The following is a 21036-nucleotide window of genomic DNA, read 5'->3' as shown; positions in this document are numbered from 1 at the left end:
AGCCTCCGCCGGCCGGGCGATCCGGGCGATGGAGCAGCCCGGCCGGGCACCGATTCGTGCCGTCTCCGACGGGCGGCGTATTCTCCCGATGACGACGCGATGGCTCCACGATCCCGAGGCGAAGAGAAGGCAGATGCAGTGCAACTAGACCTCAATGCGACGTTCGGCGAAGCGGTCCGTGTGACGGCGCTCCAGCACGACGAGGCCGTGCTGCCGTACGTCTCGAGCATCAACATCCCGGCCGGTCTGCACGCCGGGACCCCCCGCGTCATCCTCGCCGCGATCCGCCGGGGCCTGACCTCCGGGCTGCGGCTGGGTGCCGCGGTCGGCTACCGGGACTTCCTCGGCGGTGGCGACCGGTACGTCGACGTCGCCTACGAGGACCTGTACGCCGAGCTGATCTACCAGATCGGCGCGGTCGACTCGCTCGCCTTCACCGAGCAGACCCGCCTCTCCTACGTCCGTCCCGGCGGTGCCCTGGCCCGGATGGCCGGGCGTCGCAAGGACCACGCGGAGGCCATCCTGCGCGCCGTCGAGGCGTACGACCCGGAGCTGCCGCTGGTGGTGCACCACCTCTCCCCGCTGTTGGAGATGGCGACCGGCGCCGGTCTGCCGGTGATCGTCGAGTACTCCGCGACCTCGGTGGAACGGATGCGCACCTCAGTGGGCCGGATCGCCGCCGACGGGCACCCGGAGCAGTCCGTCTCGCTTCATCTGGACGCCGTGACCGCCCCGGTGGTGGTCCGAACCCTGCGTGAACTGGGTCACACTTTCGGGGCTCCCCTCACGGCACGACGCGGGATGTGATCTCACTCGCACCAGTCTGCGGAACAGCCCTTGTCGCCCCGTTGAACGAACGCCCACCACGGGCACGGCCAAGCCCTAGACTCTGGCCTGACAGTGCCGTCGTGGCCGGGGAGCCGTCGGGCGGTTCAGAGTGGAACCCAGCAGGAGGAATAGTGCCCATCAGCAAGGTGCTCATCGCGAACCGAGGAGAGATCGCGGTCCGTGTGATCCGCGCTGCCCGCGACGAGGGCATCGCCAGCGTCGCCGTCTATGCAGATCCGGACGCCGACGCCCTGTTCGTGAAGCTCGCGGACGAGGCGTACGCCCTGGGGGGCGCCACGCCGGCCGAATCCTACCTCGACATGGGCAAGATCATCGACGTGGCCCGGCGCAGCGGGGCGGACGCCGTGCACCCTGGATACGGCTTCCTCGCCGAGAACGCAGACTTCGCCCAGGCCGTCATCGACGCCGGCCTGATCTGGATCGGCCCCTCCCCGCGGTCGATCCGAGACCTCGGTGACAAGGTCGCCGCCCGCCACATCGCTCTCAACGTCGGCGCACCGCTGGTTCCCGGTACGCCGGACCCGGTCGCGAACGCCGACGAGGTCGTCGCCTTCGCGCGTGAGCACGGCCTGCCGATCGCCATCAAGGCGGCCTTCGGCGGCGGTGGCCGTGGCCTCAAGGTCGCCCGCACCCTGGAAGAGGTGCCCGAGCTCTTCGAGTCGGCCACCCGCGAGGCGGTCACCGCCTTCGGCCGCGGCGAGTGCTTCGTCGAGCGCTACCTGGACCGGCCGCGTCACGTCGAGACCCAGTGCCTCGCCGACCAGCACGGCAACGTCGTGGTGGTCTCCACCCGTGACTGCTCGCTGCAGCGGCGCCACCAGAAGCTCGTCGAGGAGGCCCCGGCCCCCTTCCTCAGCGAGGATCAGCAGCACCGCCTCTACGAGGCCTCCAAGGCGATCCTCCGCGAGGCCGGCTACGTCGGCGCCGGCACCTGCGAGTTCCTGGTCGGCCAGGACGGGATGATCTCCTTCCTCGAGGTGAACACCCGCCTCCAGGTGGAGCACCCGGTGTCGGAGGAGGTCTCCGGCCTGGACCTCGTCCGGGAGATGTTCCGCGTCGCCAACGGCGAGGAGCTCGGCTACAACGATCCGGCGCTGCGCGGTCACTCCTTCGAGTTCCGGATCAACGCCGAGGACCCGGGCCGCAACTTCATGCCGGCCCCGGGCACCGTCACCGAGTTCGTCGCCCCGCAGGGACCGGGCGTCCGCTTCGACGACGGCTACCGCAAGGGCATGACCGTCCCCGGCTCGTTCGACTCCCTGGTCGGCAAGCTCATCGTCACCGGTGCCACCCGGGAGCAGGCGCTGGAGCGCTCCCGCCGCGCGCTGGACGAGCTGGTCCTCGAGGGCATGCCGACCGCCATCCCGTTCCACCGGGCGGTGATCAACGATCCGGCGTTCACCGCGGTCGACGGGCGATTCGGGGTGCACACCCGCTGGATCGAGACCGAGTTCGACAACCAGATCCCGCAGTACGTGGGGACCCCGGGCGAGGCCCCCGAGGCGGAGGAGAAGCGCAGCGTCGTCGTCGAGGTGAACGGCAAGCGCCTCGAGGTCGTTCTGCCGGCCGGTCTCGGCACGATGAGCGGCGGGGCGACCGCCACCGCCAAGAAGCCGCGGCGCCAGAAGTCCAAGGCGGCCGTCAAGGAGGCCTCGGGCAACTCGGTCACCGCACCGATGCAGGGCACCGTGGTCAAGGTCGCCGTGACCGAGGGTCAGGAGATCAACGAGGGCGATCTGGTCGTCGTCCTGGAGGCGATGAAGATGGAGCAGCCGATCAACGCCCACCGCACCGGCATCATCTCCGGTCTGGCCGTCGAGGGCGGGCAGAGCGTCCAGTCCGGCGAGGTGATGTGCGAGATCGTCGACGCCGAGTGAGTCGGGTCGGCTGAGTCGGTCCCTCGCCTGAGTCGGACCCCACTGAGCCCGGGTCTCCTGAAACGTCCCCGCCGGGGGCGCGCAGGTGACCCGGGCTCTTCACGCGTACCCTCTCACCCGCCGGCGGTGCCCCTCAGGACCGGCAGCCCGGAGCCCGGGCTCACGGGTCCCCCTGGGCCCGGGCCCAAGGGGCGCGCGGCCCAGGACTCCTGGCTCAGTTGGTCAGCTCGGAGGTGGCGTTCTGGCCGTGGTTGTGCAACCGCCGCGCGGCCTCGGCGACCGATCCCGACAGCGACGGATAGACGGTGAACGCATGGGCGAAGTCGTCGACAGTGATCCGCTGCGCCACCGCGAGGGACACCGCGTGGATCAGCTCCGAGGCGGTCGGGGCGACGATCACGCCACCGACGATGATCCCGGTGATCGGCAGGCAGAACAGCTTCACGAAGCCGTCGGTGAAGCCCTGCATCTTCGCCCGGGCATTGGACGCCAGCGACATCGTCACAGCATCGGCCGTCGAGCGGCCCTCGTCGATGTCCTTCTGGGTGACACCGACGGTGGCGATCTCGGGGGCGGTGAAGATGTTCGAGGCGATGGTCTCCTGGCGCAGCTGCGGCACCGCGTCCCCGAGCGCGTGCCACATCGCGATCCGCCCCTGCATGGCGGCGACCGAGGCGAGAGCAAAGACACCCGTACAGTCGCCGGCGGCGTAGACCCCCCGTGCGGAGGTGCGCGACACCTTGTCCACGGTCACGTAGCCGCGCCGGTCCAGTGCGACCCCGGCCGCCTCCAGGCCCATGTCCGCCGTGTTCGGGATCGACCCGACCGCCATCAGGACGTGCGATCCGGACACCTCACGGCCGTCCTCCAGACCGACGACCACCCCGTCGCCCTCCCGCCGGGCGGAGACCGCCCGGGCGCGGCTGATAATGGTGATGCCGCGACGCTCGAAGACATCCTGCAGCACCCGGGCGGCATCGGGATCCTCGCCGGGCAGCACCATGTCCCGCGAGGACACCAGGGTCACCCGGACACCGAGGGCGTCGTACGCGTTGGCGAACTCGGCACCCGTGACGCCGGAACCGACGACGATCAGGTGCTCCGGCAGCTCGGTGAGGTTGTAGACCTGGGTCCAGTCCAGGATCCGTTCCCCGTCGGGGCGGGCATCGGGCAGCACCCTCGGGTGAGCGCCGGTCGAGACCAGGATGACGTCGGCCTCGAGGCGTTCCTCGCCGAACTCGGTGGTCGCCACCACCGCATGGGTGCCGTCGAGACGGCCCCGGCCACGGACGATCCGTACGCCCTCCTTGACCAGTCGGGTCGCGATGTCCCCGGACTGCGCCTCCGCGAGGTGGATGACCCGGGTGTTGACCGCCCCGAGGTCGGTGAACACGGTGTGGGTGAGGTCGGTGCCCCCGCCCGCCGAGTACAACCCCTGCCCCGAGGCCTGCTCCATCGTCGACATGACGTTCGACGTCGCGATCAACGTCTTCGAGGGCACACAGTCGGTCAGGACAGCCGATCCGCCGATGCCGTCACTGTCGACCAGGGTCACCTCCCCGCCGAGCTGGGCCCCCACGAGGGCCGCTTCGTATCCGCCTGGTCCTCCACCGATGATCACAACCTTGGTCACACCGGGCATTCTTCCATGAGGCACGGTCCGACGCCGCTTCACGGGCATCCTGGTGCCGTGACGCGGATCGCATGAACGCCCCGCTCACTGCCGCGGACCGTACCGGCCGCCGGCAGTGAGCGGGCTCTCCGGGCCGCACCCGCCGCTGCCGACCGCCCTGACCTGCCCCGTGGGACACATCGACGTGACAGACTCACGCCCATGAGCGAGACCCACCGGTTCCCGGGCACGCACTCCCCCACCTCAGTTCCCCCCGGCGGCAGGGCACCGGACAGTCCGTTCACCGGCACACCGGACGACCTCGCCGCCGCGGCTGCGGCCGCGCTGCGGCACACCCTCGGGATCGATCATGCCGATCTGGCCGTGGTCCTCGGCTCGGGCTGGTCGGAGGGTCGCGACGCGCTGGGCACGCCGCTGGCAAGTGCCCGGCTGGCCGATCTGCCGGGCTTCCGGGCGCCGATCGTCGCCGGACACGGTGGCGAGGTGGTGGCGGTCCGGACGTCGACGGGGGCGATCGCGCTGCTCTTCACCGGACGTACCCACCTCTACGAGGGGCTCGGCGTCGACGCTGTGGTGCACGGGGTGCGGACCGCCGCGGCGGCCGGGGCCCGGCTGCTGGTGCTCACCAACGGCTGCGGCTCCACCCGGCCGGAATGGGGCCCGGGCACCCCGGTGATGCTGCGCGACCACATCAACCTCACCGGCACCACGCCGCTGCGCGGGCCGTCGTTCGTGAGCATGTCCGAGGCCTACTCGCCGCGGTTGCGGGCTGTGCTGCGGGCGCTCCGCCCGGAGATGCCGGAGGGGGTGTACGTGCAGTTCCACGGCCCGCAGTACGAGACCCCCGCCGAGGTCGAGTTCGCCCGCCGGATCGGCGGCGACCTGGTGGGGATGTCCACCGCCCTGGAGACCATCGCCGCCCGCGAGAAGGGACTGGAGGTGCTCGGCCTGTCCTTGGTCACCAACCTCGCCGCCGGCGTCTCCGACCGGCCGCTGGACCACGCGGAGGTGCTCGCCGCGGGCGCCGCGGCCGGGCCCCGGTTGCGGGCGCTACTCGCCGACCTGATGGCGGTCCTGTGACCACGCCGGAGGATGCCGGCGACCTGTTCGCCCCGACCGCGGCCTGGCGAGCGGAGGACCCCGATCCGGCGACCGTCGCGACGCTGGACGCGCTGGTCGAGGCCGCCCGCACCGGGGATCCCGCGGCGCTCGGCGAGCTCCGGTCGGCCTTCGCCGGTCCGTTGGCGTTCGGCACCGCCGGCCTGCGCGGGCCGCTCGGTCCCGGTCCGGCGCGGATGAACCGGGTCGTCGTGGCCCGGGCCGCGGTCGGCCTGGCCCGCTACCTGCTCGACACCGGGCAGGCTGGGGGCCGGGTGCTGATCGGGCACGACGCCCGGCATCACTCCGATGTCTTCGCCCGCGACACGGCGGGGATCATCGCCGGCCACGGGCTCGACGCGGTGCTGCTCGACGGGCCGATCCCCACCCCGGTCATCGCGTACGGCATCCGGGCCCTGGGGTGTGCCGCCGCGGTGGTGGTGACCGCCTCCCACAATCCGGCGACCGACAACGGCTACAAGGTCTACCTCGGGGACGGCTCCCAGATCATCCCGCCGGCCGACGCCGACATCGCCGCCCGGATCGCTGCGGTGAGTCACGAACCGGTCCGGGCCCTCCCCCGGGCCGGTTTCCGTACCGCCGGCCCGGAGCTGGTCGACCGGTACGTCGCCCGTGCCGCCTCGCTGCTCAGCACACCCCGGGCCGAGGCGCTGTCCGCGACGGCCAGCCGACCACTGCGGTGGGTCTACACCCCGATGCACGGCGTGGGTCTGGCCACCGTACGCCGGGTCCTCGAAGCGGCCGGCCTGCCGGCACCCGCGGTGGTCACCGCCCAGGCCACGCCGGACCCCGACTTCCCCACCCTTCCCTTCCCCAACCCGGAGGAGCCCGGCGCCCTCGACCTGGCCCTGGACCTGGCCGCCCGTACCGACGCCGATCTCGTCGTCGCCCACGACCCGGACGCCGACCGGTGCGCCGTCGCCCTCCCGGGACCGGACGGCTGGCGGATGCTGCGCGGAGACGAGCTCGGCGTCCTGCTCGCCGCCGACCTACTGCAGAGCCACCCGACCGGGGTGTACGCCAGTTCGGTGGTCTCCTCGACCCTGTTGGCCCGGATGTGCGCGGCGGCCGGGGCCCGCCACGTCACCACCCTGACCGGCTTCAAATGGATCGGCCGGGTCCCCGACCTCACCTTCGGCTACGAGGAGGCACTCGGCTACTGCACCGATCCGGCGGCAGTGGCCGACAAGGACGGCATCACCACCCTGGTCAGGGTGCTCGACCTCGCCGGGCGGTGCGCCGACGAGGGCCGTACGTTGGCCGACGCCCTCGACGCGGTGATGCGCGCCCACGGGCTGCACGCCACCGCGCAACTGGCCTTCCGCTCGGAGCACCCGGAGGTCATCACGGCCGCCATGCAGCGACTGCGGACAGCGATCCCGACCACACTGGCCGGTGAACCGGTGCGGGCCACCGAACTGCGGGACGGCACCGCGGATCTGCCGCCCACCGACGCCGTGGTCCTGGCGGGGCGGACGACGCGGGTGGTGGTGCGGCCGTCGGGGACCGAGCCGAAGCTGAAGTGCTACCTCGAGGTGTGGATGACCCCGGACGAGTCGAGCGACCTCGCCGCGGCCCGGACCCACGCCGCGGCCCGCCTCGCGGCGCTCGGCGTCGAGGTCACCGGCGTGCTCGGGCTGGGTACGGAGAGCTCCTGAACGTACGACAGGGGCCCGGACCACTCACGGTCCGGGCCCCTCCCCCCTGATCAGGGCTACCCCGGGCCGATCCGGATCAGCGATCGATCCACACCGGCCCGGGCAGGGTCAGTGCACGACGGCCTCGCCGGCGCCGAGACCGGTCATCGAGCGGACCTCCATCTCGGCCTGCAGCGCCTTGTCGGCGGTGTTCTTCGCGGTGATCGTGCCGAGCCACCCCATCAGGAAGGCCAGCGGGAGGGCGACGATCGTCGGGTTGGTCAACGGGAACCAGGCGAAATCGGCCCCCGGGAAGAACGCCGCCTTGTCCCCGGAGATAGCCGGCGAGAAGGCGATCAGCACCACTGAGGTGATCAGGCCGGTGTAGATCGACCAGACCGACCCGCGGGTGTTGAACCGGCGCCAGTACAGCGTGAACAGGATCGCCGGGAGATTGGCCGAGGCCGCCACCCCGAAGGCCAACGAGATCAGGAAGGCGATGTTCTGGCCGTTGGCGAAGATGCCACCGATCACGGCGAGGATGCCGATGATCACCGAGGTGATCCGGGCGACCCGCACCTCGGCGGCGGCGTCGACGTTGCCGCCCTTCATCACGTTGTTGTAGATGTCGTGGGCGAAGGACGCCGAGGCGGTGATGGTCAGGCCGGCGACGACCGCGAGGATGGTCGCGAAGGCGACACCGGAGATGATGCCCATCATGATCTCGCCACCGAGCATCAGCGCGAGCAGCGGAGCTGCGGCGTTCGCCTTGCCCGGCGCCCCGTTGATGATCGTGTTGCCCATGTCACCGCCGTTCTGGCCGACGAGCCAGATGGCGCCGTAGCCGAGGATGAAGGTGACCAGGAAGAACAGGCCGACCAGGTTGATCGCCCAGACCGCCGAGCGGCGGGCTTCCTTGGCCGTCGGCACGGTGTAGAAGCGCATCAGCACGTGCGGCAGACCGGACGGGCCGGTGACCAGTGCGATCGCCAACGAGACGAACGACAGCTTGGTCGCCCAGTCCTTGCCGTACTGCAGACCCGGCTTGAGGATCGCCTCGCCGCCGGTGTGGTGCGCGATGGCGTCGCGCAGCAGGGCTGAGACGTTGAAGTTGGCGTAGACGAGGACCCAGATGGCCATGATCGTCGCGCCGGAGACCAGCAGGACGGCCTTGATCATCTGCACCCAGGTGGTGCCCTTCATGCCGCCGATCAGCACGTACGCGATCATGATGGCGCCGACCACGCCGATCACCAGGTTCTGGCCGACCGTGCCCTTGATGCCGAGCAGCAGGGCGACGAGGCCACCGGCCCCGGCCATCTGCGCCAGCAGGTACACGAACGAGATCACCAGGGTGGAGATCGCGGCGGCCGTACGGACCGGACGGGACTCCATCCGGAACGACAGCACGTCGGCCATGGTGTAGCGGCCGGTGTTGCGCAGCGGTTCGGCGACCAGGGTCAGCGCGATGATCCAGGCCACGAAGAACCCGACGGAGTAGAGGAAGCCGTCGAAACCGTTGATCGCGATCGCGCCGGTGACGCCGAGGAAGGCGGCCGCCGACAGGTAGTCACCGGTGATGGCCAGGCCGTTCTGACGGCCGGAGAAGGCCGCGCCGCCGGTGTAGAAGCTGGCGGCGGCCTTCTTGTCCGCATTGCGGGTGACGGTGATCACCACGGCCATGGTGAAGATCACGAACACCACGAAGATGGAGATGTTGATCAGCGGGTTGCCGTACGAGACGGCGAGCGGGGTCAGCGTCGAGAGGGTCGGCATCACCGGGCACCGCCCTTCTGCTCCAGGCGCTCACGCAGCGCAGTGGACCGGGGGTCGAGGTTGCGGTTGGCGTGGCGGACGTACGCCCACGTCACGAACCAGGTGCTGGCGAAGGCCAGCAGCCCCAGGGGAACGCCCCAGGGGATGTAGCTGTCGCCGATCCGGGCGCCCACGAAGCCGGGCGCATAGGTCGACAGCAGCACGAAGACGAAGTAGTAGCCCACGAAGACGATCACCATCGGGAAGGCGAAACGGACGTGGGAGCTGCGGAGTTCCCGGTACTCCGCGGAGTTCTGGACAGCGATGAAATCGATGCCCTCCGGATCGTGAAGTCCTTCGCGGTCCTTGTCCCAGATCTCGGGGAGAGGTGCGTGGTGCTTCGGGAGATTGGCCTCCACTTCCGGTGGCTCACCGGAGTGCGGCAACTGGGTGTGCGGCGTCATTGTCGCTCCTCATAATCAGCGGGGTGACAGCCCCGTTGGTCGTGCATAGAGAGTCGCTGTAAGCAGGGTCACAGGTCAACTCTCAGGGAGCACAGATCTTTGTGATTTCAGTCACATGCACCCCGAAGGGTCCTGCTCCAGCGCAGGACAAGACCGGGCGCGCGGACGCGAGAGGACCGGTGGTAGGGTCTGCCTATCCAATGCACGGGAGTCCGCACCAGATGGCGGGCTGAGAGGGTCGAGTGCCTCCAGGGGCTGGTCGACCGACCGGACGAACCTGACCGGATCATGCCGGCGTAGGGAGATGACATCCATGACTGTCGAGTCACCGCAATTGTCGACCGCCGAGAACGCAGCCGGAGGCCCCGTCGAGGCGCCACTGGTCCTCAGCACCGAACCGCCCCGTACTCTCGGGGCCTGGGCCCAGACTGCCCTGTGGGCCAATCTCGGGATCTCGCTCTTCGGCCCCCTCACCGGCGCCCTGATCGGCCTGTCGGTCGGCTCGGTCGGCCTGGGCATCCTCGCCACCGTCGTCGGCTGTGCGATCGGAGCCGTCATCCTCGGCGGGGCGGCGACCTTCGGCGCGGTCACCGGGGCACCGTCGATGGTCGCGCTGCGCGGCCTGCTCGGCCGCCGCGGGTCGATCGTGCCGACGGTGCTCAACATCGCGCAGAACATCGGTTGGGGGACGATGGAGATCATCGTGATCTCCACGACTGCGGCGACGATCCTGGGATCGGGGTGGCGGTGGCCGTTCGTGCTGGTCGCCGGGGCGGTCACCACCACGATGGCCGTGCGTCCCCTCGGGTCGGTCAAGCTGCTGCGCACCATCATGGTGTGGCTGGTGATCGCCTGCTCGGTGTACCTGTTCGTGATGGTGCTGCGGGAGCCGGTGCACCCGATCGACCAGTCGCACGTGATCGGCTTCTGGCCGGCGGTCGACCTCGCGGTGGCTGGGGTGGTCTCCTTCGCCCCGCTCGCCGCCGACTACTCGCGGCACTCCCGCTCCACCCGGGCGGCCTTCACCGGCGCGGCCGCCGGCTACGGACTGGCCGCGATCGCTTACTACACGCTGGGCGTGTTCGCCATCGCCCACCTCACCGGCGACCTGTCCGACGCGAAGCTGATCGGTGCCCTGGTCGGCCTGCCGGCCGGTGGCATCGCGCTGTTCATCCTGATGGTCGACGAGGTGGACGAAGCGTTCGCAAACATCTATTCGACCACCATGTCGGTGCACAACCTGGCGCCGAACGTCGATCGCCGGGTGCTGTCGATCGGGATCGGCATCCTCTGCACGCTGCTGGCGGGGCTGCTGGACTTCTCCCGCTACCAGAGCTTCCTCTACCTGATCGGGTCGGTCTTCGTGCCGCTGTTCACCGTGGCGGTGGTCGACTTCGCCGTGGTCCGGCGCGGTCGGTGGGACGTGTCCGACCGTGCGCCGTTCCGCCCCGGACCGGTGATCGCCTGGGCCTGCGGATTCCTCGCCTATCAGCTCATCTACCCCGGAGAGATCCCCGGCTGGTCCGACCTGTGGGCCGGCCTGGCCGCCGCCCTGCACCTCAGCGCTCCGTCCTGGCTGGGCTCGTCGGTGGGCAGCATCGCGGTGGCGGCAGTGGCGACGGCGCTGATCGGTCTGGTCGGGCGGTGGCGGCGTACGGTCACGCCCATTGGGTGAGCCGCCCCTCGAGCTGCGCTGTCAGGATCGGCTCACCGGCGCCGGCCATCATCCGATCTGGCATCATGGAATGCATCAATTGATGCAGTCAGCTCGAACGCAGGAGGGTGATATCGATGCGGACCACCGTGACGATCGATGATGAGCTGATGGCCCGAGCCAGCGAGCTCACCGGTATCACCGAGCGGGCGGCGCTACTGCGCGCCGGTCTGGAGACCCTCATCCGGGTCGAGAGTGCGAGGCGTCTCGCACTCCTCGGCGGTAGCGACGAGCAGGCGACGTCGGCACCACGCCGACGGGGCAGTGTCGCGTGATCCTCGTCGACACGTCAGTGTGGATCGATCACCTTCATGCGGCCGAGCCAGGCCTGATCAGCCTCCTCGAGAATGACCTCGTCGGATGCCACCCGATGGTGATCGAGGAGTTGGCTCTCGGGTCACTGCGGCGGCGAGGCACGCTGATCAGGGAACTCACCGGCCTGCGTCGATTCCCGACACTCAGCCACCACGAGCTGCTGGCACTCGTCGCGGCCCACCGGTTGTGGGGCCGAGGCCTCAGTGCGGTGGATGCGCATCTGTTCGGCTCCGCGCTGCTCGTCGAAGGCGCGACGGTGTGGACCCGGGACAAGCGCCTCGCCGCCGCCTGCGACGAGGCGGGTATCGGCTTCGCCCCGGTGGTCTGAGGGCACCACGACGGCCCACAACCAGCGACAGCGGAGACGACGCACCGCCCGGCGGGGCGTGCTACAGCGATCGGCGCCGGCGCGGATCTCCCCTCTACCCGCCGAGGCCCCGCACAGCCTGTGCGGCACCACCACGAACGCCGTCGCGAACGCTCCCGGCGGCTGGTCCGAGGAGCAGATCGCAGCCCACCATGCGACGATGCGGGCCACCCTCGACCAGTTGGGGACGCAGGGGTACTACGTGCGGATCCCCGACATCTCACACGTGGACTTCACCGATGCGCCACTGTGGTCGCGGGGGCTGCGATGGTTCGGCCTGGCCGGCCCGAAGTCCGGAACGTACGCCCACCAGGTGATCGACGACTATGCGCTGGGCTTCTTCCAGCCACACCTGAGCGGCCTCCCCGCTCCGTTGCTGGATCGCACGGAGCAGGCCTACCCGGAGTGACCCTGGAGGTGCACTCCCCAGCTAAGACATCAGGCGCCAACTGAGACCATCCGGCGGCAACTTCACGACGTGCGACGCACGTACCTCGCGCCGGCGGCAGCGCTCGCAGTGCCGCTGTGCACGGCGCGAGCCGGGTCCGACGACCCGCGCTCAGTCAGACAGCATCATCTCAGTCAGACGACCCCATCTCGGTCAGTCCCGACATGGAGCCGGACTCCAAGCCGGCCCGGTCGGGGACGGTCCGCTCGAGCGTACGCAGCCACCGCGCCGGTCGCGGCCAGGCCCGCCCGCTGGGGAGCCGGGACAGCAGCCTGTTGACGCGGTCGACGGAGGCCGGTGTCGGCAGCACCCGGTTACGGGACTGGGCCGGCAGAACGCCGAGCCACCAGTGCCGCCAGGTGCCCTCGAGCCCCACCGGGTCGAGCAGCAGGTAGTAGTCCGGCATCACCACCACACCCGACTCCAGCTGCTCCACGGCGCGCTCCACCTCGATCTCGAGGGTACCGAGGGTGGACCTGCTGTCGAAGAACTCCACCCAGGCCGCGGCGACGTGCTCGAGGGGATCGGCGTCGCTGACGATGTAGGTGGCGTGCGACGACAACAGCCTGGGGGTCGCGTCCCGGGCGTCCCCGGAGCGCAGCGAGACCGCATCGACGTTGTGCAGGTGGCGTCGCTCCAACTTCTCCAGGAGATCCTCGACGGTCTGCGCGTCACCGGCCACCAGGGTGATCACCGTTCCGTTCGGCTGGACCATGGTCACACTGTAGGTCGCGGACTCAGCCACCTGCCGGCGAACTCCTGCCGGCGACCCGCTGCGCCACCTATGCCGCAGGGTCGAGGGCGGGCGGAGTGTCGGTGGGTAGCCGGATGTCGAAGAGTCGTCGGACGCATGCGACGATCTCGAAGCCTTCGCCCGCGCCGGGCGGGAACACCCGGTCCGGTTGGCGGGCGGCGGCCTCTGTCGCTCCTCGTACGATCGCGTCGATCTGGTCGGAAGCCATCGCCGTGTCGGGGCCGGCCGGGTTGATCACCGTGCCGCCGGGCAGGATGAACACCCACGCTCCGGGGCCGCCGGTGATCCGGACCCCGCCCTCGTGGACGTAGGTGTGGTGAGCCTGGCAGAGCAGGATCAGGTTGTCCAGATCGGTCGGGCCACCGTCGGCCCAGGACACGATGTGGTGGGCCTTGAGACGGCGGTGCTGGGAACACCCCGGGAAGCGACAGCCGCCGTCGCGTACGCGGAGGGCCCGCCGTTGAGCCGGGCTGGCCAGACGCCGGGCTCGTCCCATCGCCAGGATGTCACCGTGACGGTCGATGATCATCCCGATCAGCGGCGCATCACAGGCGTGGCGGGCCGCCGTCGCGGCCTCGATCGGACCGCCGCGTTCGATCCACGCCCGACCATGCTGGACCGGATCGGAGTGACCCCGGTTGTCGTTGTGGCGCCGGTTGTGGTTGTAGCCCCGGATGTCGTGGGCTGGACCGTCGAGCACATCATGGCTCGGCCCGACCTCCACCCGAGGTCGCGGGGACGTTCCCGCGGGAACGTCGCAGGTAGCGTCTCCGTCTCCGGTGGCGGAGGGCACACCCACGATCCCGGAGCCTGCTGCTCCGGGCACTGCAGGCTCGCGGGCGACCGGCTGATCGAAAGTGGCGGCGAGGCATTCGGCGTCGACATGGACGACGACAAGATGAGGATCGTCGACCGACGACGCGGGCACCGTGGTCAGATATCCCCGGGCAACCTCACACAGCCCGGCGACCTGATCCAACGCCGGACGTGACGGCTCCGGGTCCGAACCGGAGCCGGGGGCATCGAGCTGGAGGTCGGTGGCGGCATCGAGCGCGCCGTGCAGCACCGCGGCTTCCTCGGGCAGCAGGGTGACGCTGAGCCTGACCATCCCGTCGTCGGTCTCCCGCCACGACAACCGCCGCCGCGACTCCTGGCCGAGGTGGGTGCCGGCGTGGGCACGGTACTCCCGGACCGTCCGCGCCAGTTGGGACGCGGTCTGGGCGAGGGCGAGATCACACAGTGCGTCCTCGTCGACCTGCCCGGCGACCCTCGTCAGCTCCCGCACCTTCGAATACGTCAGGTCCCCGTCCGCGAACCGGGCCGCGATGATCGGCATCGAGCGCAGCGCGCGAGCCACCCGCAGATGCTCCCGCGCAGTGCCGGGACCCATCGAACAGGCCCACATCAGCCAGTGCACACACGAGGTGATCCCGTCGTACCAGGCCCACCCCGTGCCCGCATCGAACTCACCCACCAGTTCCAACAGCCGGGCGTCGCACCGGGCCTGAGCGGTCACCGCCCCTTGGATCCCGACCCCCACGTCCTCAGCCCGCGCCTGTGGCATTCGCTCCACACCGACCGCATCTGACCAGCCCCACACGACTCCCCCTCATGCGAACACATGTACGATACAGGTCAAAGCCTCCACCATCCCACTGACAATCACCCGCAGCCGGCGAATATGCGGCGAGACCCGGGGCGGACCCGTGTGCCGGGCGGTCTAGCAGCCACGACAGCGATGCCGTTGGACTCCACCCCGCAGCACCCCTTGCACCACCACCTTTGTATCAGTACATTATTTGTATTGATACAATTTCCTCTGAGGAGGGCTGATGGACACCATGGCACTGTGGATCGCCATCGTGATCGCTCGCAGTGCGGCCGTCGACGCGACCGACTACATGGCGCCGGGGACAGTGTGACCATGGTGCTCCGCATCGACCCCGCAGCCCGGACCGCACCGTACGAGCAGTTGCGACAGCAGGTGATCGATCAGATCCGGGCGGGCACCCTCCTCCCCGGCACCAGGCTTCCCCCCGTGCGTCGACTCGCCGAGGATCTCGGCATCGCCCCCAACACGGTCGCCCGGGCGTACCGGGAGCTGGAGGCCGCCGGCCACGTCGAGACGGCCGGCCGACACGGGACCCGGGTGGCGCTGCAGCGTCCGGATGTCTCCGCCGAAGCCGATCGACTCACCCACGAGTATCTGACGGCGATGCGGGCGCTCGGTCTGGACACGACCGCGATCGCCGGATATCTGCGCACCGACCTCGGCAGCGAGCTGGACTGACTGTGAAGGCATCCGCGCGTTCGAGGTCTGGCGGCACCGCCTCAAGACGTCGAGTCCCGACCAGCTCACCGATGGCGTTGTGCTGCGCCGGAGTCAGCGGCGCGAATATCACGGCAGGTTCCCGAGGATCGCCACCCGTGGACGGGCACGGACGTTCTGCAAGAAGCCAGTGTCCTCCGACCACTCCCAAGAAGTAAGGATCGTAGCGTTGACCGGCCGCCCGACCCGCAATTCGACCTGTTCACAGACGTCGTCCACGGCGACCGGATCGGGGGTGCCGATCACCATCACGTCGATGTCGTGAGGCGGCGGTCCAGGTTCGCCTTGTGCGCGCGCGGCGAACGACCCGTACAGGAAAGCGCACTCGATCTTCGGAATCGCGACGAGGGCATCCGCCAGCAGGACCACCGGTCCAGTGGCGATGAGCAGGATCTCCCGCAGCGGCGGCACCAGTGGGCTGTCCGGATTGGCCCGGATCAGCCGCGTCCGCCCGATCCGACGTTCGGCGAGCACGCCGGCATCGAGCAGCCGCCCGACCTCACGGTGCGCGGTCGGATACGCCAATTGCGTACGCTCAGCGAGATCAGTCAGGCTCATCTCGTCCTGGGTCAACAAGAGTGCGGCGAGTAGGCGCGCCTGTCCCTCCGACCGGAAGATCGGCGCGACCAACGGCGGCGCTGTTCTCATATACTGGAGGTTATTATCCAGTTAACACACCGTCAAGCAGTCGAACGGCGGGTCCGACCCGGCGGCTCTCAGACCGCGGCCTCGATCGGCGCCCACTCCGGCCCGGTCTCGGCCAGCTTCTCGTCGAGCTTGGCGAACAGCGGCTCCGGCTTGGCCAGCGGGATGCCGGGCTGCACCAGTCGGGACTCCCAGACGGCCGCCGCCGAGGCGTAGTCGCCCATCAACACCGAGTAGTCCGGGCCGCCCTCCTCGGAGACCGTACGGATCTGCGGCAGCGCCGCCCAGACACCCTCACCGCCGAGCATCTCGTAGATCTTCTGCGCCGAGTGCGGCAGGAACGGGGTGAACATCGTGTTGCAGTCGGAGACCACCTGAAGCACCGTCCACAGCACAGTGTCGCGGCGGGCCGGGTCGTCCTTCAGCTTCCACGGCTCGGTCTCGGAGAGGTACTGGTTCGCCAGCCCGACGATCCGCATCACCTCGCCGATGCCGTGCTTGAAGTGGCTGTGCGTCAGCGCCTCGCCGACAATGTCAAAAGCCGCGCGGGAGGCGTCGAGCAGCGTACGGTCCACCTCCTGCAGCTCACCGGGCTGCGGGATCGCCCCGACGTTCTTCCAGGCCATCGAGACCGCGCGGTTGACCAGGTTGCCCCACTGGGCGGCGAGCTCGGTGTTGTTGCGGCGGACGAACTCCTCCCAGGTGAAGTCGGTGTCCTGGTTCTCCGGGCCGGCCACCGCGATGAAATACCGCAGCGCGTCGGGGCCGAACTCCCTCAGGAAGTCGCCGACGTAGATCACCCGGCCGCGCGAGGTGGAGAACTTCGAGCCACTCATCGTCAGGTACTCCGAGGAGACCACCTCGGTGGGCAGGTCGAGCACCCCGAACGTGCCGGGCTCACCGCCGTGATCGCCCTGCCCGTTGTGGCCGAGCAGCATGCCGGGCCAGATCACCGTGTGGAAAACGATGTTGTCCTTGCCCATGAAGTACGAGGCGACGGTCTCCGGGTCGTGCCACCACGCCTTCCACGCATCCGGGTCGCCGGTCCGGGCGGCCCATTCGATGCTTGCCGACAGGTAGCCGATGACCGCGTCGAACCACACGTAGAGCCGCTTCATCGGCTCCTCGCGCCAGCCGTCCAGCGGGATCGGGACCCCCCAGTCGAGGTCACGGGTGATGGCCCGCGGCCGGAGATCGTCGATCAGGTGCTGGGAGAACTTGATCACATTGGGCCGCCAGTCCTTGCGGGTCGCCAGCCAGTCGCTGATCGATCCGGCCAGCGCCGGCAGGTCGAGGAAGAAGTGCTCGGTCTCGACGAACAGCGGCGTCTCGCCGTTGATCCGGGAGCGGGGGTTCTTCAGGTCGATCGGGTCGAGCTGGTTGCCGCAGTTGTCGCACTGGTCGCCGCGGGCGAACTCGTAGCCGCAGATCGGACAGGTGCCCTCGATGTAGCGGTCGGGCAGCGTACGCCCCGTCGACGGGCTGATCGCGCCGCGGGTCGGCCGGGCGACCACGTAGCCGTTGCGGTGCAGCGACAGGAAGACCTCCTGGGTCACCCGGTAGTGGTTCCGCGTCGTCGTCCGGGTGAACAGGTCGTACGACAGGCCCAGCCCCTGCAGGTCCTCGACGATGATCCGGTTGTACTTGTCGGCGAGCTCCCGGACCGGGACGCCCTCCTTCTCCGCCTGCACCGAGATCGGGGTGCCGTGTTCGTCGGTGCCCGACACCATCAGCACCTGGTGGCCGCTCATCCGCATGTACCGCGCGTAGACATCGGAGGGTACGCCGAAGCCGGACACGTGGCCGATGTGGCGAGGTCCGTTCGCGTACGGCCAGGCAACAGCGGTCAGCACACGGGATGAAGTCATGGGTCACACGATATCGCCCGCCGCGCCGGGCCCGACGCCGGCGATACGGTCCCACACCCGCGCCGGGCCGGCCCCGCACCGGTCGGGCAATCCTCCCGCGAACCGACCCGGCTGCACCGCGGGCTGACATACTCGCCCCATGGAGAGCTTCGTCGTGCGCATCGACCGCAGGCGGTGGGCCGACATGCGGCGCAACGGCCGGATCGGGCTGATCGGTTCGGTCCTGATCGGCATCGGTGGCGGGGTGTGGCTCATCGTGGCGGCGCTCGTCGGCGAGCGCCAGACCAGTCTGGTGCCGGGCATCCTGCTGGTGCTGCTGGGGATCGGCGCCGGCTGGTCGTTCCGGCACAAGCAGCACTACCCGATCAGCGACAGTGGCTCACCGGAGCTGCTCACCCTCGACCACGACGGTCTGCGGCTCGATCCCGGTGAGGGCGCCGACCCGGTCACCCGGGAGTGGGGTGACTTCAGCCTCAGCTGGCTGCATCGCTCCGGGAGCTACCTCGAGGTCGCCGCCGAGGGGCTGCCGCCCTGGCGGTGGCCGGTGATCGTCACCGACGCGACCCGTTCGGCCCTGGCGGCCGCGATCACCGAACTCTCCGGCGGAGCGACCGCCCTCGGCGACGGGTCCCGGCCGCCGCGCCGCGCCGGATAGCTCAGCGCTGCGCGGGCTGCGCCAGCCGTGACGACTGCTCCAGCACCGCGTCGGGCAGCTGTGGGATCGCCGGCAGGGCGAGCGGCTCCTCGGCCTTCGTCACCAGCTCGGCGACCGTCCCGGCCAGCTTGTCGGAGGACTGGCTGATCGAGTGCTGCGCGGCGATCAGCGCGTTGACCACGTCCTGACGGGCCTGGTGGCCGTACTTCACCGCGTCGATCATCGACTCGGCCTGCTGGTCCAGCGAGGTGGCGACCTCCAGGATCGTCTCCGGGCGCAGCGTCGGGGTCTGGATGGTCCGGGCCACCTCGCCGACCGTACGGCCGGACGCCTGGGCGTACGCCTGCAGGACGTCGTTCGCTCCGTCGGCGACGGCCTGCTGCATCTCGGCGGCCTGCTGGGCCTGCAGCAGCAGCGCCCACTGGGCGATGGTGAGCTTCATCGTCGGGATGGTCAGGTTGACCAACAGGGCGAGTCGCTGTCCCAGTCCGTAGTGCAGGGTGCGGGTGTTGCGCACCTGCGGGGAGGTCGACCAGGCGACGAAGAGGCGCTGCTGGAACTCGTTGACCCGCACCTCCATCGCCTGGATGAACTCGGCGATCCGGTTGCGCAGCTCCTCCTTGTCCCGCTTGTCCGGATCGGCGGGGTCGATGACGATGCCCTGCAGGGCCTGGGCGGCCTCGTCCCGGATGGTCTCCATCACTGCGATCGCGCCGACGAGCTGGCTGATCGACTGCTCGTTGGCCCGGTAGAGCTCGTCGCAGAGCACCACGTTGCGCTTGAGTTCCCGCTGCTTGTCGACGAGCTGGCCGGCGATCCGGTCCAGTTGCTGCTCGACCGTACGGGACTCCTCGAAGAGCATCTCGACGAAGTCGCGACCGCGGCGGAAGACCCCGCGGACCGAGTCCATGAACCGGTCGAACGCCTCCCGGACGTCGGGGGCGTTCGGGTCGTAGCGCTTCCGGAAGGACCGCATCGTGTCGTTGATCTGCTTCATCATCGCGGTCAGCTCCGGGATCTCGACCGGGCCGAGCTCGCGGAAGATCCGGTTGACCTGCATGTTCACCGCGTCGATGGCCTGGTTGCCGAACTCGGCCATCAGGTCGGTGTTGTTGAGCATCTTCGGGAACAGCTGCTTACCGGCCGACCGGGCCTGCTCCTGTTGGGTCGCCGACAGCATCGCCAGACAGCTGAACTGGCCGGGGGCCTGACCGGGCAGGGCCACGTCGGCGGCGGACTCACCGCCGATCCGGAGCTCCCCGGTGCCGGACTTCTGCTCGTGCAGCAGCTGGTCGGCGACGCCGGCGAGGGCGGAGTCGGCGGCACCGGCGGCCGGCGGGGCGCCACCGGTGAGGGCACCGAAATCGATGGACATCTCGGACATGGACTGCTCCTGTCGGGATCGGTCGGGGCGGGCCCGGTGGTGGCGGCCCGGTGGGCGGAAGGTCGGGAGGCGGGGTCGGGAGGCGGGGTCGGGGCGGATCAGCCGCAGGTCGTACGGTCCTGCAGGCAACTCAGCAGCGCCAGGGTCACCTCGGAGTTCGGGGCGGGGATGGTGCGGAACTGCGGCGCCAGCGGGATCTGGGAGAAGTCGGCGACGTCGTTCAACCCGGCGTTGATCGCGGACCGGAAGCCGTAGCGCTTCCAGGCCAGGGTCTGCAGCTCCTCGTCCTTGAGGGCCTCGATCAGTCGCGCCGCATCGGCATTCAGGGCAAGCACCGGGTGGTCGGAGTAGATCGTCGGCTCGGGGTAGAGGATGCGGACCTCCTTGAGCACCGCGTCGGCGCGCGGCCCGGAGGTCACCTGCTGGATGATCTGGTTCTCGTAGCCGGCGTACAGCGGGGACTGGTACTCCCCGCCCTGGGTGAGCCACTGCCGGAAGCCGTTGTCGGAGGAGGTGGCCTGGAGGCCCTGGGAGTCGTAGATCCGCCGCATCGTCGGCAGTGCCTGGCGGGCCTCGTCCGGGGTGGGCGGCCGGGAGGCGTCCGGGGTGGCCACCATGGTCAGTTCGAGCTGGGCGAGGGTGAAGCCGGAGTTGGACTTCACCGGGTCGGTGGAGGAGATGTTGACCGGGCCCTGCAGGTTGCCGGCCTTGAGGTCCTGCCAGGTCTTCCCCTTCAGCGCGTTGTCCAGCAGCAGCCCGCGGGTGTTGACGATGTAGTGGGTGCCGTTGCGCTGCTCGACCAGTCCGGCGCGGACCAGGGCATCGGTCCCCTGCGGGCCGGCGTACACCACCTCCGGCGACTGCAGCACCGTCTCGGCGCGGTACTGGCCGAACGCACCGGCATGTTTGGCCTCGAACACGTGCTGAGCCGAGGCGCTGGACGGCCACAGGCAGTCCCAGCCGCGCTGCTTGATCTCGTCGGTGGACATCAGCACCTGGTCGTAGGAGCCCATCGACTGCCAGTTGACGGTCAGCCCGTAGCGGTCCTTGAGGATCCGGACGACGTCCGGGTCGTGCATGAACTCGGACTTCTCCGAGCCGCCGACGCAGCTGACCGTCACCTGCGGGACCCAGGTCTGCTGCCGGATGATCAGGTAGCCGCCGGCGACGAGCACCGCCAGCACCAGTGCCAGGCCGACGAAGAACCTTCCGCGATGGCGCAT

The 21036-nt window shown here is 69.7% G+C and carries 19 protein-coding genes and 1 riboswitch; of the genes, 10 read left to right on the top strand and 9 right to left on the bottom strand.

Features of this window, described 5'->3' with window-relative positions; all coding sequences use genetic code 11:
- Nucleotides 1–99: 99 nt before the first annotated feature.
- Nucleotides 100–807, top strand: coding sequence for a LamB/YcsF family protein (locus tag R0145_RS04500; protein ID WP_317839216.1), 708 nt, complete (start codon nucleotides 100–102; stop codon nucleotides 805–807).
- Between the two features lie 158 nt (nucleotides 808–965).
- On the top strand, nucleotides 966–2726 hold the full coding sequence (locus R0145_RS04495) for an acetyl/propionyl/methylcrotonyl-CoA carboxylase subunit alpha (RefSeq protein WP_411742095.1): 1761 nt from the start codon (nucleotides 966–968) through the stop codon (nucleotides 2724–2726).
- A gap of 214 nt (nucleotides 2727–2940) precedes the next feature.
- On the opposite strand, the gene R0145_RS04490 is transcribed toward R0145_RS04495, so the two are convergent.
- Complete coding sequence (locus R0145_RS04490; RefSeq protein ID WP_317839215.1) at nucleotides 2941–4359, bottom strand: NAD(P)H-quinone dehydrogenase; 1419 nt, start codon at nucleotides 4357–4359, stop codon at nucleotides 2941–2943.
- Nucleotides 4360–4560: 201 nt separating this feature from the next.
- On the opposite strand from R0145_RS04490, the gene R0145_RS04485 reads away from it, so the two are divergent.
- The gene (locus tag R0145_RS04485) at nucleotides 4561–5439 is read left to right on the top strand and encodes a purine-nucleoside phosphorylase (RefSeq protein ID WP_317839214.1); all 879 of its coding nucleotides are present in this window, start codon (nucleotides 4561–4563) and stop codon (nucleotides 5437–5439) included.
- Nucleotides 5436–7136, top strand: a complete 1701-nt coding sequence (locus R0145_RS04480) for a phospho-sugar mutase (RefSeq protein ID WP_317839213.1) — start codon at nucleotides 5436–5438, stop codon at nucleotides 7134–7136. Before R0145_RS04485 ends, R0145_RS04480 begins: the two co-directional genes overlap by 4 nt.
- Nucleotides 7137–7244: 108 nt before the next feature.
- Here R0145_RS04480 and R0145_RS04475 read toward each other — a convergent pair whose 3' ends face one another.
- Nucleotides 7245–8891 carry a sodium:solute symporter family transporter gene (locus R0145_RS04475; RefSeq protein WP_317839212.1) on the bottom strand — a complete coding sequence of 549 codons (1647 nt, stop codon included), beginning with the start codon at nucleotides 8889–8891 and terminating at the stop codon, nucleotides 7245–7247.
- On the bottom strand, nucleotides 8891–9334 hold the full coding sequence (locus tag R0145_RS04470; protein ID WP_317839211.1) for a DUF485 domain-containing protein: 444 nt from the start codon (nucleotides 9332–9334) through the stop codon (nucleotides 8891–8893). Before R0145_RS04470 ends, R0145_RS04475 begins: the two co-directional genes overlap by 1 nt.
- Nucleotides 9335–9528: 194 nt before the next feature.
- A riboswitch (TPP riboswitch) is annotated at nucleotides 9529–9654 on the top strand.
- Between R0145_RS04470 and R0145_RS04465 the strand changes: the two genes are divergently transcribed.
- The 4 genes from R0145_RS04465 to R0145_RS04450 all read left to right on the top strand — a co-directional run bounded on the left by R0145_RS04465 (nucleotide 9648) and on the right by R0145_RS04450 (nucleotide 12139).
- Nucleotides 9648–11009, top strand: coding sequence for a purine-cytosine permease family protein (locus tag R0145_RS04465; protein ID WP_317839210.1), 1362 nt, complete (start codon nucleotides 9648–9650; stop codon nucleotides 11007–11009). (Overlaps the previous riboswitch by 7 nt.)
- Nucleotides 11010–11125: 116 nt before the next feature.
- Nucleotides 11126–11323, top strand: coding sequence for a type II toxin-antitoxin system VapB family antitoxin (locus tag R0145_RS04460; RefSeq protein ID WP_317839209.1), 198 nt, complete (start codon nucleotides 11126–11128; stop codon nucleotides 11321–11323).
- Nucleotides 11320–11691: a type II toxin-antitoxin system VapC family toxin gene (locus R0145_RS04455; protein ID WP_317839208.1), complete on the top strand. Its 372-nt coding sequence runs from the start codon at nucleotides 11320–11322 to the stop codon at nucleotides 11689–11691. Before R0145_RS04460 ends, R0145_RS04455 begins: the two co-directional genes overlap by 4 nt.
- Nucleotides 11692–11749: 58 nt before the next feature.
- Complete coding sequence (locus tag R0145_RS04450) at nucleotides 11750–12139, top strand: hypothetical protein (RefSeq protein ID WP_317839207.1); 390 nt, start codon at nucleotides 11750–11752, stop codon at nucleotides 12137–12139.
- Between the two features lie 169 nt (nucleotides 12140–12308).
- Here the strand turns inward: R0145_RS04450 and R0145_RS04445 are convergent, their stop codons facing one another.
- Together R0145_RS04445 and R0145_RS04440 are read right to left on the bottom strand one after the other, a co-directional pair.
- The gene (locus R0145_RS04445; RefSeq protein ID WP_317839206.1) at nucleotides 12309–12893 is read right to left on the bottom strand and encodes a hypothetical protein; all 585 of its coding nucleotides are present in this window, start codon (nucleotides 12891–12893) and stop codon (nucleotides 12309–12311) included.
- 67 nt (nucleotides 12894–12960) lie between these two features.
- Complete coding sequence (locus R0145_RS04440) at nucleotides 12961–14448, bottom strand: HNH endonuclease signature motif containing protein (RefSeq protein WP_317839205.1); 1488 nt, start codon at nucleotides 14446–14448, stop codon at nucleotides 12961–12963.
- Nucleotides 14449–14856: 408 nt separating this feature from the next.
- On the opposite strand from R0145_RS04440, the gene R0145_RS04435 reads away from it, so the two are divergent.
- On the top strand, nucleotides 14857–15222 hold the full coding sequence (locus R0145_RS04435) for a GntR family transcriptional regulator (RefSeq protein ID WP_317839204.1): 366 nt from the start codon (nucleotides 14857–14859) through the stop codon (nucleotides 15220–15222).
- 108 nt (nucleotides 15223–15330) lie between these two features.
- Here R0145_RS04435 and R0145_RS04430 read toward each other — a convergent pair whose 3' ends face one another.
- Together R0145_RS04430 and metG are read right to left on the bottom strand one after the other, a co-directional pair.
- On the bottom strand, nucleotides 15331–15909 hold the full coding sequence (locus R0145_RS04430; RefSeq protein WP_317839203.1) for a winged helix-turn-helix domain-containing protein: 579 nt from the start codon (nucleotides 15907–15909) through the stop codon (nucleotides 15331–15333).
- Between the two features lie 68 nt (nucleotides 15910–15977).
- The gene (gene metG / locus R0145_RS04425; RefSeq protein WP_317839202.1) at nucleotides 15978–17774 is read right to left on the bottom strand and encodes a methionine--tRNA ligase; all 1797 of its coding nucleotides are present in this window, start codon (nucleotides 17772–17774) and stop codon (nucleotides 15978–15980) included.
- A 139-nt stretch (nucleotides 17775–17913) separates the two neighbouring features.
- On the opposite strand from metG, the gene R0145_RS04420 reads away from it, so the two are divergent.
- Nucleotides 17914–18429, top strand: a complete 516-nt coding sequence (locus R0145_RS04420) for a hypothetical protein (protein WP_317839201.1) — start codon at nucleotides 17914–17916, stop codon at nucleotides 18427–18429.
- A 1-nt stretch (nucleotide 18430) separates the two neighbouring features.
- On the opposite strand, the gene R0145_RS04415 is transcribed toward R0145_RS04420, so the two are convergent.
- Together R0145_RS04415 and R0145_RS04410 are read right to left on the bottom strand one after the other, a co-directional pair.
- Nucleotides 18431–19813: a toxic anion resistance protein gene (locus R0145_RS04415; RefSeq protein ID WP_317839200.1), complete on the bottom strand. Its 1383-nt coding sequence runs from the start codon at nucleotides 19811–19813 to the stop codon at nucleotides 18431–18433.
- A gap of 98 nt (nucleotides 19814–19911) precedes the next feature.
- Nucleotides 19912–21036, bottom strand: coding sequence for a hypothetical protein (locus tag R0145_RS04410; RefSeq protein ID WP_317839198.1), 1125 nt, complete (start codon nucleotides 21034–21036; stop codon nucleotides 19912–19914).

The sequence above is a fragment of the Raineyella sp. W15-4 genome, from assembly GCF_033170155.1.
In the GTDB taxonomy this organism is placed as follows: Bacteria; Actinomycetota; Actinomycetes; order Propionibacteriales; family Propionibacteriaceae; genus Raineyella.
Note: the sequence above shows the minus strand (reverse complement) of the source record. Positions and strands in the feature narration are given on the sequence as shown.

Bases quoted from the DNA above. Each gene is read 5' to 3' on its own strand.
- R0145_RS04465 (WP_317839210.1), top strand. From the start codon at position 9,648: ATGACTGTCGAGTCACCGCAATTGTCGACCGCCGAGAACGCAGCCGGA.
- R0145_RS04475 (WP_317839212.1), bottom strand. From the start codon at position 8,891: ATGCCGACCCTCTCGACGCTGACCCCGCTCGCCGTCTCGTACGGCAAC.
- R0145_RS04500 (WP_317839216.1), top strand. From the start codon at position 100: ATGGCTCCACGATCCCGAGGCGAAGAGAAGGCAGATGCAGTGCAACTA.
- R0145_RS04470 (WP_317839211.1), bottom strand. From the start codon at position 9,334: ATGACGCCGCACACCCAGTTGCCGCACTCCGGTGAGCCACCGGAAGTG.
- R0145_RS04485 (WP_317839214.1), top strand. From the start codon at position 4,561: ATGAGCGAGACCCACCGGTTCCCGGGCACGCACTCCCCCACCTCAGTT.
- R0145_RS04435 (WP_317839204.1), top strand. From the start codon at position 14,857: ATGGTGCTCCGCATCGACCCCGCAGCCCGGACCGCACCGTACGAGCAG.
- R0145_RS04415 (WP_317839200.1), bottom strand. From the start codon at position 19,813: ATGTCCGAGATGTCCATCGATTTCGGTGCCCTCACCGGTGGCGCCCCG.
- R0145_RS04460 (WP_317839209.1), top strand. From the start codon at position 11,126: ATGCGGACCACCGTGACGATCGATGATGAGCTGATGGCCCGAGCCAGC.
- metG (WP_317839202.1), bottom strand. From the start codon at position 17,774: ATGACTTCATCCCGTGTGCTGACCGCTGTTGCCTGGCCGTACGCGAAC.
- R0145_RS04410 (WP_317839198.1), bottom strand. From the start codon at position 21,036: ATGCGCCATCGCGGAAGGTTCTTCGTCGGCCTGGCACTGGTGCTGGCG.
- R0145_RS04445 (WP_317839206.1), bottom strand. From the start codon at position 12,893: ATGGTCCAGCCGAACGGAACGGTGATCACCCTGGTGGCCGGTGACGCG.
- R0145_RS04420 (WP_317839201.1), top strand. From the start codon at position 17,914: ATGGAGAGCTTCGTCGTGCGCATCGACCGCAGGCGGTGGGCCGACATG.
- R0145_RS04430 (WP_317839203.1), bottom strand. From the start codon at position 15,909: ATGAGAACAGCGCCGCCGTTGGTCGCGCCGATCTTCCGGTCGGAGGGA.